Genomic DNA, 12,167 nt, shown 5'->3' on the forward strand with positions numbered 1-12,167 from the left:
GCGTCGCTGCCCGAAGCGGCGGCCGTGGGCGCGTCGGTGCCAGGCATCACGGGGTCGGGCTGGCGCACGGTGGGCACGGCCTTGTCCGTTCCTTTGGCTGTGCCATTGGGTGCCGACGATTTTTTGGGAGCAGCTTTTACTTTCGTGTCCGCCATAGCACGTTGAGGAAAGGAATATTTCGCGTTGGGAGGGCGAAATTACGTAAAACTGCTGGCAATACCGAACCCCCATGACCCTCGACTCCCTCCAGCTGCTTTTTTTTAAAAATTACGACGACGCCGCGCTGCGCCTATCCCCCGGTCTCAATTGCTTCGTCGGTGACAACGGCAGTGGCAAAACCAACCTGCTCGACGCTATCCACTACTTATCGCTCACCAAAAGCGCCATCACCGCTTCCGATGCACTCTGCGTGAAGCAAGGTGCTGATTTCTTTGTAGTTAAAGGTATTTTTTCGGCTGATTCAGTGCCCGAGCGCGAAACCATTCAAGTAAGCTTGCGCTTGGGTCAAAAAAAGACCCTCACGCACGACAAGCAGCCGTACGAGCGGATGGCGGACCACATTGGCAAGTACCCCGCCGTGCTCATTTCGCCCTACGACACCGACCTCATTCGCCAAGGCAGCGAAGAGCGCCGCAAGTATTTCGACAGCCTCATGGCCCAGCTCGACCACGAGTTTCTGGAAATGCTCATGGCTTACAACGCCCTGCTCCGCCAGCGCAACGCTGCGCTCAAGCAAGGGGCCGACCGCCCCGCCCACGGCTTCGACCGCGACTACCTGCTGGCCCTCGATGGGCAGCTAGCCCCGCTGGGCCAGCAGCTCACCGCCTTGCGCGCGGCGTTTCTGGCCGAGTACGTGCCCATCTTTCAGCGCCACTACCTACAGTTAGCGGACGGCCGCGAAGTCGTCACTCTTACTTACAAGAGCCAGTTGCTCGGCGCCGAATTTGCCCAGTTGCTACGCAGCAATGAGCGCCGCGACTTTGCCTTGCAACGCAGCACCATCGGTTCGCACCGCGACGACTTCGTGTTCCTCATGGGCGAGCAGCCCGTCAAGAGCCACGCCTCGCAGGGGCAACAGAAATCTTTTGCCATTGCGCTCAAACTAGCCCAGTTCGAAATGTTGGCCGCCAAACAGCAGCACAAGCCGCTTCTTTTGCTCGACGACATCTTTGACCGGCTCGACGACAAACGAATTGCCCGGTTGCTTGAGTTAGTCGCTGATGAAACATTCGGCCAGGTATTTCTCACCGACACCAACCTGGCGCGCACCGACCAGGCGCTGGCGAGAGTCACTATTCCTATTCTTCGCTTTAGGGTACAGAACGGCACCGTATCGCCCGTTTAGCCGCCTCCAAGCGCTACCTTTGCAGCCTCGTGTCAGGAACAAAACGGTTCTTTTGTGGCGACCGACTTATCCTGTGAAAAAGCCCTCCTTCTCCTCCCGCTCAGGCGACATCTCAATTAAGGAAGGGCTTGAAGCTTTGGTCCGAACTTACCGCTTGCAGGGCAAGCTTAACGAGGTAACGGTGGTGTCAAGTTGGGAGCGGGTGATGGGCAAAGCAGTGGCGCTGAAAACCCAAGAAGTGTACGTGAACCAAGGCCGGCTTTTCGTCCGGCTTACCTCCGCGCCCCTCAAGCACGAGCTCCTCATGGCCAAGACCCGGGTGGCCGAGCTCATCAATGCCGAAGTAGGCGAAACCGTTATCAAGGAGGTCATCTTCCTGTAGGCGTCGTTCCGACCCTCCCCTTTTACTGGTTGCGTTTTCTGAGCGAGCAGCACGCTCTCTTAGCCTTTGTTCGTTTACCTCCTACGAGGAGCGCCAACTGAATCATTGTTCTTTTTATGATGCCGTTGATTTCCCTCTTCTGGGATTATTGCGCATCGCTTCGTTGGATTTTTCTCCACAGCCAGGGTAAGCAATCTGCTCGCGCTAAACCCAAGAGCTGCCACCCCCAGTGACCAGATTTCTTATTGTGCTTGCGAGGCTGAAGTATACTATAGCGCTACTCCAAAGTGTACCACCCCTCTGTTTCATACTTTTATCATTGCCATCAAAGCTGAACAAAAATGTTTCACGTGGAACATTTTTGTCACTTGGGTCCATACACTTTAAGCAAAAGCTCATTGTAAGACTCCAGAAGGGCGATATACTTTGCCTGAAGGACTGAAAGCTGCTTAAACGGGTCAGAATCGATGTTTTGCAAGGGTGTTACACGTTGTGTAACATTGCTTGTAACAGACGGCTTCAGAATTGGTGTTACAAATGGCAAAGAGGATTGTTGCACAGATGTAAAGTCATTGGAAAAGTCATGATTGATAATAGCCCCCACGCGCTTTACAAAGTTGTAATCAATGGTTTCCTCTTTGAATTTACGGTAGATAGTCGGGCGCGTGATACCCAGCTCCTCTACAATACGCGTGATGGAAATACCGCTATTTTTGATGGCTTCTTGCAGAATTTCACCTTGATGTGGCATATCTATGGTATTCCGTAACGCGAATGCAAATATGTTAAATTCATGGTAATTATACAAATTTGTTCGAACAATAATGATACGCTTAAGCCGCCATTGCTTCTGTAACACCTACTTTGTAACAGTGTAATTTGTGAGCAACTTGTGTAACATCTCGTATCATCACGTACATCAATGCAACAACCATGTAAAGCTTGATGCACCACGCAGAAATGATGTCCAGTACGGTATACTCTTCGTAGCTGCGCTTATCTCACGAAAGTGGGTGTAGCCCGGTCGAAACAAAACGGCGATGCCTTAATCTGCTTCGCGAGAAGGGAGCTGACCTGGGCCAAGGACTGGAAATTTGTCTACAATCCAGGGCAAAACGCAGTGCTGGATAATCGTTCTATAATCGCCGTATCAAGGTTCCTCGGGACGGGGCGGGTCATCGTAACAGTCCGAAAATGATGATGGAGCGGGGCAAACACAGAACCAGATGGGCGAGCTTGAGCGCGGCAGCTAGTCGACCAGTAAGTAAGTGGCTGGCTCGGGAATCCGATGAAAGGATAGAAAACAGCAATCAAGAACAATTGAGGGTTCAGCTAGAATTGGTGTGACACCCCGCTGAAACAGCAACTCCGCGTTTGACAGCGCCGAGGCCGAATGGCAAAGCGTACAATAGGTACTATCAAGACGCGGCCCGCTGTGGCCTCAAGGGACTTGCCCTTCGGTAGAGTTAAAGCAAGCTGAGCACGGCCTTGGAAGGCACGCCGAAGCGTCCCGTGAGCAACCTGGAAACAGCCTAGATGGATACGACGGAAATCGAGGAAGAAGCGGTTGAGCGCGCTTCCCGTACGTCAGTACGTCAGTCTCAATCAGACCCGAGGTTTCGGGTACTTTTGTGCCTCATCCATTTTGCTTAATTGTCCATGAAAAAACTGCTTTTATTTGTCTTGCTGCTGGCGTTGGGAGCAGGGGGCTACTATTACTACCGAAGCCTGAAGAATGGCCCGCAGGGCGCGCTAGTTTCTGCCGCCGCCGCTGTGCAGACCCACGACATGGTAGCGTTCGAAAAATACGTGGACGTGAATAGCGTGACCAGCCACCTAGTGGATGATATGGCGCAGCAAGGCTCCGCAATCAGCTCGTTGCTACCGGGCGGCAGCTTGATGCTGGGCGGCGCGATGCGGCTGCTGAAGCCGGCCCTGGCCAAGGCGGCTCACCAGGAAGTGCAGCGCTACGTTGAAACCGGCTCGCTGGAGGCGGCTGCCGCGGCTGCGCCCAAGCGCGCGGTGAAGGTTTCGCTAACCGGACTGGCCAGTAAAATCGTGAGCCCGGACAGCAAATTCAAGGGCGTGAAGTATGCCCGCGAGGAAGGCGACAATGCCTTTGTGGGGCTGGAGGTCTCGCAGCCCAAATACGACACCACGGTGGTGGTGGAGGTGAAGCTGCGCCGCCAAGGCGACCATTGGCAAATGACGCAAATCACGAACAGCACCGAGTTGCTACGGGGCGTGGCGCTACTGGAAAAGAAGCGCCTATTGAAGTAGCCGCAAGGCCGGTTCACGGTTCAATACTGGCAGTTGCTGGCGTCGAGATGCAAACAGAGAGAAGCAAAGAGCCCCAACCACAGTGACTGTGGTTGGGGCTCTTTGATTAGCCAGAAACGGGGACTACTTGCGCCCCGAGAACAGAAAATAGATGATGGAGCCCCCGAAGGGAAAGAACCAGATGATGGCCCCCCAGAGAAGCTTTTTCGGCAGTTCCCAGTCTTGCTTCAGCAAGCTGATGACGGCGGCGATAGCCAGGATGAGGTAGAGAACCCCAAAAATGGACAGGCCGCCATTGCTGTTGCGACCAGAACAGGAAGAAACAAACACCGCCAGAGGTAACAAAAGGGCCGCGAAAGACGCGCGGGAAACAAAAGGAGAAAAGGTGCGCATGGCGAAATGGTAAGGTGAGAGAATAAGCTTGTGCTCCCTTACGCAACCCCATCCAAATAGATATGAGAAATTGAATTTTCAAGCTCAAATCACTGATTATGAAAGCTTTGCTTGTATGAAAGCAGCTATCTGACTAACGAACTCAGCGCCAGCGGCGGGCATTAGGATTAACATGAGCACGACGCCGTAGAGGGCGCCGTAGAAATGGGCGTCGTGGTTGATGTTGTCCCCCCGTCGGCGGCCCATATAGTAGGAATAAGCCAGGTAGAGGAAGCCGAACAGAAAGGGCTGGATGGGAATCGGAATGGGGAAGATGATGATGCCCCCGCCGTTGTTGTTCACCGGAAACAGCAGGACGCTGGCAAACAGCACCGACGCCACCCCGCCCGAGGCGCCCAAGCTGCGGTAACCGGGGTCGTCGCGGTGGCGGAAGTAGGTGGGTAAGTCGGAGACGATGATGCCGCCCAGGTAGAGCACCAGAAAGAGCCCAATGCCCAGCCCCGGGCCGTAATTGGCCGCCAGCGTGGACAGCACCACGGGGCTGAAAGAGTAGAAGGCAAACATGTTGAACAAGAGGTGTCCCCAATCGGCGTGCAGGAAGCCCGAGGTGAGCAGGCGGTACCACTGCCCGTTGGAACGGGCGATGAGGTAGGGCTGCATAATCCAGGACTCCATCAGCTCGGTTTTGGACCAAGCGTAGGCGGAGATGGCGACCGTAAGGCCAATGAGAATGAGGACGGGATTGAGCACGGGAAAAGGATATAGTTATCAGTTATCAGTTATCAGTTATCAGTTATTAGTTGTCGGTTGTTAGCTCAAAAAGTAGTCGTCCCAAACAAACTGACAACTGACAACGAGCAACTGACAACTAGCTTTCCCGGTCCATGAGCTGGAGCGCGAGGTGATGCAGGGGCTGTTTGCGCTCGGCGGGGGCCGCCACGCGCTCCAAGTGCTGGAGGGCATCCTGGAAGTAATCGTTGATGAGGGCTTCCGTCTGGGGGCGGATATTGAGCTCGTCGTAGATGCCGCGCACGGCGGCCACCTTGGCGTCGGCATCGGCCACGGGCTGGGCGATGAGCTGGCGCAGGATGAACTGCTGGGACTCGTTGGCCTGAGCCTGGGCGGTGAGTAGCAGGAAAGTCTTCTTGTCGGAAACGATGTCGCCGCCCACGCGCTTGCCGAAGGTGGCGGCGTCGCCGTACACGTCGAGCAGGTCGTCGCGCAACTGGAAGGCCAAGCCAATGTCGGTGCCGAACTGGCGCAGGTGCTCGGCATCTTCCTCCGAAGCGCCGGCCAGGCGGGCGCCCAGCTCTAGGCAGAAGCCCAGGAGCACGGCCGTTTTCAGGCGAATCATGTCCAGATATTGGGCGATGCTGACCTGGGGCTCGGTCTCGAAATTCATGTCCCACTGCTGGCCTTCGCAAACCTCGGCGGCCGTCTGCCCGAAGCGGGCGAGGACGGTGGGGAGCAACGCCGGCTCCACGTCCAGGAAAAGCTCGTAGGCGCGCACCAGCATCACGTCGCCGCTGAGGATGGCCACGTTGGGGTTCCACTTTTCGTGCACCGTGGCCTGGCCGCGGCGCAGGGGCGCCTGGTCCATCAGGTCGTCGTGGAGCAGGGTGAAGTTGTGGAAGACTTCGGTGGCCAGCGCGGGCTTGATGATGCCGCTGAGCTCGTCGGTGAAGAGGTGGGCACCGAGCAGCGTGAGCAGCGGCCGGATGCGCTTGCCGCCCAAGCCCATGATGTAGCGGATGGGGGCGTAAAGGGTGTCGGGCTGCTCGCCGTAGCTGAGCTGGGCAAGGGCGGCGGTGATTTGGGCGGGGAAATCAGCTGGGGTCATAGGCGGCGCAAAGAACGGCAGGCGCAGGGAACCTCACCCCCGGCCCCTCTCCAAAAGAGAGGGGAGCCGAGAGTCCTTGAAATAATAAACAGGGTACTGCTGGCATCAATAGAAAAACCCCGACTCTGGGTAGAGCCGGGGCTTCATCAATCGGCAGGCCCCCCTCTCCGCGGGCTTCGCGCTTTAAGCGAACCGGGGCCCGCCCCGTAGGGGTCTCGTGAGGTTCCGGTTACCGGCGCTTGCCTTTGTGGCCGCCCTTCGGGCTGCCACTGTGGTCACGGTAGCCGCGGGGTTCGCTGCTGCGCTGCTTGCGCTCCTCGGCTTCGCGCTTTTTTACGGAGTCGGGGCGGTCGTCCACCAGCTCAAAGTCGATGGTGCGGTCGAGCAAGTTGGCCGATTTCACGACCACCATCATCTCGTCGCCGAACTGGATGATGCGCTTGTTGTTGCGGCCCACGATGCGGTAGTTGTCCTTGTCGAGCTCGAAGAAGTCGCCGGGAATGTCGCTGATGCGGACCATGCCCTCGCACTTATTCTCCTCAATTTCGATGTACATGCCGCGCTCGGTGAGGCCCGACACCACGCCCTTGAAGGTGTTGCCGATTTCGGCAGCCATGAACTCCACCTGCTTGAACTTGATGCTGGCGCGCTCGGCGTTGGCCGCCAGCTTTTCGCGGGCCGAAGAATGCTTGCACTCGTCTTCCACGGGCTCGGCATCCACGTTCTTGCCGCCCAGCAGGTAGTGTTCGAGCAGGCGGTGGGCCATCATGTCGGGGTAGCGGCGGATGGGCGAGGTGAAGTGCGAGTAGTGGTCGAAGGCCAGGCCGAAGTGGCCCAGCGGCTCGGTGGTGTAGATGGCCTTGGCCATGGTGCGAATGGCCAGCCCTTGCAGCACGTTCTGCTCGGGCTTGCCCATTACTTCGGAACTCAGGCTATTGAGCTCGGTGCTGATTTTCTTGGGGTTTTCGAGCTTGAGCTTGTAGCCAAATTTCTGGGCAAACAGGGCGAAGGTTTGCAGGCGTTCGGGCTCGGGCGCGTCGTGGGTGCGGTACACCATGGTGAAGCGCGGCTTGGTCTTCTTGAGGTTGAACACGAACTCGGCCACCTTGCGGTTGGCCAGCAGCATGAACTCCTCAATCATTTTGTGCGCGTCCTTGCGCTCCTTCACGTACACGCCCAGCGGCTTGCCGGCGGCATCGAGGCGGAACTTCACCTCCTGGGTTTCGAAGGTGATGGCGCCCTGCCGGAAGCGCTGCGCGCAGATTTTGTGCGCCATGTCGTTCATCACGTTTATCTCCTCGGCGTAGTCACCGGCCTTGCTTTCGATGCGCTCCTGGGCCTCCTCATAGCTGAAGCGGCGATTGGAGTGAATGATGGTTTTGCCGAACCACGACTCGTACAGCTTGCCGGCTTCGTCGAGCTCAAACACGGCCGAGAAGGTCAGCTTGTCCTCGTGGGGCCGCAGCGAGCACAGGCCGTTGCTCAGGCGCTCGGGCAGCATGGGAATCACGCGGTCGACCAGGTACACCGAGGTGGCGCGGTGCTTGCCCTCGCGCTCCAGCTCGGTGCCGGGGCGCACGTAGTGGGTAACGTCGGCGATGTGCACGCCGATTTCCCAGTGACCGTTTTCTAGCTTCTCGATGCTCAGGGCGTCGTCGAAGTCCTTGGCGTCGGCCGGGTCGATGGTGAAGGTGGTGACGTTGCGAAAGTCGCGGCGGCGGGCAATCTCGTCCTCGCCAATCACCTCGCTGATGCCTTCCGACTCCGTCTCCACTTCTTCAGGAAACTCAAACGGCAGACCGAACTCGGCCATGATGGCGTTAATTTCAGCCTCGTTGCCGCCGGCCGCGCCGAAGTTGCGGATGACTTCGCCCACCGGCTGGCGGCCGCTATCCTCCGGAAACTCGGTGATGCGCACCAGTACCTTGTCGCCGTTGCGCGACTCGTGCAGCAGATGCGGCGGCACAAACACGTCGAAGTAAACCTTGCGGTTGTCCGGCTTCACGAAACCGAGCGTGCCCTGCACCTGCAGGCGGCCCACCACCTCGGGGCGCTGGCGCTTAAGCACCTCCACCACGTCGCCCACCGGCCGGCCGTCGCGCGAACTGCGCAGGCGCACCCGCACCACGTCGCCCTGGAGGGCAAATTTGAGCTGGTCGGTAAACACGCGGATGTCGTCGCCGGCGTCCACGCCCTCGGGCACCACGAAGGCGAAGTTGGGCGTGGCCAAATCGACGGTGCCGATGACGGTGTTGGAAGGCGCGCGCTCGGGCCGGTCGTCGCCGTCCACGTAATCGAAGCCGGCCGCGCGGCGGCGGTGCACGATGGGGTCCTGGCCGAAGGTGGCCTGCACCGAACGGTTGCGGGGCGGTTCCACTGGCAAGTCCGCTTTCTTGGTCGATTTGCGAGCGCTGGACGGCATCAAAGCCGTAGCCACGGCGTTCGTATCGGCCAGACGGTATTCGTCGTTCTGCAGCAGCGTAATCAGCCCTTGCTTGCGCAGGACTTTAATGTGGGCGAAGATTTCCTCGCGCTGGCCCTTGGTCGTGACGCCGAGGCGGCGCGAGAGCTGCCGGTAGGCAAGGACTTTAGTAGGATTCTCAGTGAAGGCGCTCAGCACTTGTTGCTGGCTGATGGGCGCTGGCTCCGGCTTTTCGCGCTTGGCGCGGGGGGCCTTGGGTTCGTTGGGGGTGTTCATGTAAAAAGTGGGCCGCCGAAAAGTTGATTGGTCGCAGGCGGCGAGAGCGGAAAAATGAATGGCCGAATGAACGGCCCGGTAAGTAAAACGCGGCCGCAGCCGCTAGGTTGTAGCGTGTAGATTGGCTGGTGTAGAGACGCATATTTGCGTCTCATCGTATGCACCGCAGGGATTGATACTTGCGACAACATGTTCGGAACGTTGGGGGCAATTCCGTTCAAGGACGAGACGCAAATATGCGTCTCTACATCTGCCTGGCGTTAGGCCCGGCTGGCCACGGCGGCTTCGATGTCGGCTAGGCTGTCCTTCGGGATGGCAGCCAGCAGGCCCTGGGTGTATTCGTGCTGCGGCTGGGCATAGATGGCCGCCGCCGGGCCACTCTCCACGATGCGGCCCTGGTGCATGACCAGCAGCCGGTCGCTCATAAACCGGGCCACGGACAGGTCGTGCGTGATGAACAAGTAGGTGATGCCGAACTCCCGTTTGAGGTCGTTGAGCAGGTTCAGGACCTGCGCCTGCACCGAGACGTCGAGGGCCGAAACCGACTCGTCGCAAACAATCAGCTTGGGCTGCAAGGCCAGCGCCCGGGCAATGCAGATGCGCTGCCGCTGCCCGCCGCTGAACTCGTGCGGGTAGCGCTGGAAATGCTCGTCGCGCAGCCCCACGGTGCGTAACAGCTCCATCACCTTCGCCTTCTGTTGCGGACGGGTGCCGCCCACGTTGTGCACCCGCATGGGCTCCCAGATGGCCTCCCCCACCGTCAGCATCGGATTGAGGGCGGCGTAGGGGTCCTGAAACACCAGTTGCAAGTCGCGGCGGCGGCGGCGCAAGTCCCCAGCCGAGAGCTTCGCCAAATCGGTTCCTTCAAATCGAATGCTGCCCGCCGTTGGTTCCGTGAGGCGAAGTAGGGCCCGGCCTAGCGTGGTCTTGCCGCAGCCCGACTCCCCTACCAGCCCAATAGTCTCGCCGGGGTAGAGCGTGAAGCTGACATCGTCCACGGCCCGCACGTAATCGGTGGCCCGGCGGAAGAAGCCCTTGCGGAGCGGGAAGTAGACCTGGAGGTTTTGGACTTCCAGGAGTGGCGCGGGCGGAACCTCACCCCCCGGCCCCCTCTCCCGCGGAGAGGGGGAGTCTAGCGATTGGGTTGCTGCTTGAGAAAAACCCGAAGCTGGAAATGATGCAATGGAATCAGCAGCAGTCGATGTTTCTTCTGAAGCTGAAACATTGAATTTCTCGTCGCGCAGAACCGGTGCCCCCTCTCCGCGGGAGAGGGGGTCAGGGGGTGAGGTTGACGCCTGCACCGAACCAGGTTCTGACCGTGGAACATCCCCCAAACCTCCATGTTCCACGGGAAACGTTTTGGCGGTATCAGTTTTATCCCGTAACTGCTGAGCCTCCACCGCGGACGAAGATTCAGCAAGTGCCTCATCTGGCAGCGGAAGCCCGGGCACGGGCTGGGCGAACAGCTGCCCACTGGCATCCTCGCCCATGAAATCAGCCACCACGGGCAGGCGTTTCCGGCCCACCGAGAGGCGCGGACGGCACGCCAACAAACCTTTTGTGTATGGATGTTGCGGATTTGAAAAAATATCCAACACCGCCCCCTGCTCCACCACCTTGCCCCGGTACATCACCAGAATGCGGTCGGCAATTTCGGCCACCACGCCGAGGTCGTGGGTGATGAAGAGCACAGCCGTATTGTGCTGGCGGCGCAGGTCGTCAATCAGGCGCAGCATACGGGCCTGCACCGTCACGTCCAGGGCGGTGGTGGGCTCGTCGGCAATGAGCAGAGCCGGGCGGCAGGCCATGGCCATGGCAATCATCACGCGCTGCTTCTGGCCGCCCGAGATTTCGTGCGGATAGCTGCCGAAAATGCCCTTGGGGCGTGGCAGCTGCGCTTCGGTGAACAGCTCGATGGTGCGGGCCTTAGCGCCGGCTTCGCTGAGGTCGGTGTGGAGGCGCAGGGCTTCCATCACTTGGCTGCCGCAGGTGTACACGGGGTTCAGCGAGGTCATCGGCTCCTGGAAAATCATGCCGATGTCGTTGCCGCGCACCTGACGCAGGTCGGTTTCGGAGAGTTTAAGCAGGTCGGTATTGCCGAGTTTTTCGGAGAGGAACACGGCGCTGCCGCTGGCAATGCGGCCGGGCGGCATCGGAATCAGCCCGAGCAGGGCCAGCGAAGTCACGGATTTGCCCGAGCCCGACTCCCCCACAATAGCCAGCGTCTCGCCCCGGTCCAGCTCAAACGACACGTTATCCACGGCCCGCACGTCGCCGCGGTGGCTGGAGAAGTCAATGGTGAGGTTGGAAACGATGAGGAGGGGGTTGGGCACAGGGCGTGAATGATGCTAGAATGAGTTAATAGCTAGGCTTTTTGTTGATGCACATGTATCGGTCGCCGATTGAGTGACCTTCAAAGTAAGCTACTTTACCAGGCAGAAAGGAAATAATAGTCGTGCTGCTACTACCAACTATTTCACTCAACGCTTCAGCGATAGGCATCGTCTTCTGATTGAATGGCTCATGGGCCGACAATACGTAGCACGTCGTCAGCTTGTATTCAGCAATAGCTTTCAGCACGAATGAAATTTCTTGCTGCTGGCTGCCTTTGGGTAACTGCTCACAATATCGTTCGTCTAGTTCGCGGTGAAGTGCATCCATGCCACGAACTATATCATGATTTGGCTTGGCACGCGCAATCTTATGCAGCCAATTGTCTTTGTAGCGCTTAGCAATGAATGACTCGATGAATGCTTGTAGATGTTCCATTACACGTCATGAGAGCTTAGCGGGAAAGATGCTTCGGCTGCGCTCAGCATGACGTTCTGGCTAGGGCGGCTGGTTTCTCTCCTGCTCTAGCCTACGCCCGGTTCTCTGAATCGGGAGCTACCAATGCGGCGCGCTCTGTATCAACGGCCTGGTTTTCCTCTTGCTGCTTAAAGAAGCGGCTTTGGTTGAGCAGAATCAAGGCTACTCCGATGGAGATTGAAGCGTCAGCAATGTTGAAAATGGGGAAACCTGAACTGTATTTGCCGCCGATGATGGGCCAGGAAGCAGGAAAATAGCCTCGGTAGAGGGGCACAAAAATCATGTCGATGACCTGGCCGTAGAACCAGCGCGTGGGCGAGCCGAACGGGGCGTTGTCGTAGATGACGCCGTAGGAAACGGAGTCAATCAGGTTGCCGACGGCGCCGCCCAGGATGAGGGCCATGCAGGCGGTGTAACCGCC

General features: G+C 58.3%; 11 protein-coding genes. 3 read left to right on the forward strand and 8 right to left on the reverse strand.

Going from position 1 to position 12,167, the window contains the following annotated elements:
• Window positions 1-229 precede the first annotated feature (229 nt).
• Both recF and RMO51_RS06515 read left to right on the forward strand, forming a co-directional pair.
• Window positions 230-1,345 (forward strand): DNA replication/repair protein RecF, encoded by a 1,116-nt coding sequence (gene recF / locus RMO51_RS06510; protein ID WP_310393101.1) that lies wholly within the window; start codon window positions 230-232, stop codon window positions 1,343-1,345.
• Between the two features lie 73 nt (window positions 1,346-1,418).
• Window positions 1,419-1,727 carry a DUF721 domain-containing protein gene (locus tag RMO51_RS06515; RefSeq protein WP_310393103.1) on the forward strand — a complete coding sequence of 103 codons (309 nt, stop codon included), beginning with the start codon at window positions 1,419-1,421 and terminating at the stop codon, window positions 1,725-1,727.
• A 364-nt stretch (window positions 1,728-2,091) separates the two neighbouring features.
• On the opposite strand, the gene RMO51_RS06520 is transcribed toward RMO51_RS06515, so the two are convergent.
• A complete protein-coding gene (locus tag RMO51_RS06520; protein WP_310393104.1) occupies window positions 2,092-2,478 on the reverse strand; it encodes a helix-turn-helix domain-containing protein in 387 nt (128 codons plus the stop codon).
• Window positions 2,479-3,386: 908 nt separating this feature from the next.
• Between RMO51_RS06520 and RMO51_RS06525 the strand changes: the two genes are divergently transcribed.
• Window positions 3,387-4,007 carry a hypothetical protein gene (locus tag RMO51_RS06525; RefSeq protein WP_310393106.1) on the forward strand — a complete coding sequence of 207 codons (621 nt, stop codon included), beginning with the start codon at window positions 3,387-3,389 and terminating at the stop codon, window positions 4,005-4,007.
• A 123-nt stretch (window positions 4,008-4,130) separates the two neighbouring features.
• Here RMO51_RS06525 and RMO51_RS06530 read toward each other — a convergent pair whose 3' ends face one another.
• The 7 genes from RMO51_RS06530 to RMO51_RS06560 all read right to left on the reverse strand — a co-directional run.
• Window positions 4,131-4,400 (reverse strand): PLD nuclease N-terminal domain-containing protein, encoded by a 270-nt coding sequence (locus tag RMO51_RS06530; RefSeq protein ID WP_310393108.1) that lies wholly within the window; start codon window positions 4,398-4,400, stop codon window positions 4,131-4,133.
• A gap of 96 nt (window positions 4,401-4,496) precedes the next feature.
• Window positions 4,497-5,150, reverse strand: coding sequence for a rhomboid family intramembrane serine protease (locus RMO51_RS06535; protein ID WP_310393109.1), 654 nt, complete (start codon window positions 5,148-5,150; stop codon window positions 4,497-4,499).
• 118 nt (window positions 5,151-5,268) lie between these two features.
• The gene (locus tag RMO51_RS06540; RefSeq protein ID WP_310393111.1) at window positions 5,269-6,240 is read right to left on the reverse strand and encodes a polyprenyl synthetase family protein; all 972 of its coding nucleotides are present in this window, start codon (window positions 6,238-6,240) and stop codon (window positions 5,269-5,271) included.
• A gap of 229 nt (window positions 6,241-6,469) precedes the next feature.
• Window positions 6,470-8,938: a ribonuclease R gene (gene rnr / locus RMO51_RS06545; protein ID WP_310393113.1), complete on the reverse strand. Its 2,469-nt coding sequence runs from the start codon at window positions 8,936-8,938 to the stop codon at window positions 6,470-6,472.
• Between the two features lie 260 nt (window positions 8,939-9,198).
• Complete coding sequence (locus RMO51_RS06550; protein ID WP_310393115.1) at window positions 9,199-11,271, reverse strand: ABC transporter ATP-binding protein; 2,073 nt, start codon at window positions 11,269-11,271, stop codon at window positions 9,199-9,201.
• A 25-nt stretch (window positions 11,272-11,296) separates the two neighbouring features.
• Entirely contained in the window at window positions 11,297-11,707 is a 411-nt protein-coding gene (locus tag RMO51_RS06555; protein ID WP_310393116.1) for a hypothetical protein, read from the reverse strand.
• Between the two features lie 91 nt (window positions 11,708-11,798).
• Window positions 11,799-12,167, reverse strand: a 369-nt coding sequence (locus RMO51_RS06560; protein WP_310393118.1) for a signal peptidase II, incomplete at its 5' end; no start/stop codon positions are given.

Origin of the sequence: Hymenobacter sp. (assembly GCF_031398885.1) — a bacterium.
In the GTDB taxonomy this organism is placed as follows: domain Bacteria; phylum Bacteroidota; class Bacteroidia; order Cytophagales; family Hymenobacteraceae; genus Hymenobacter.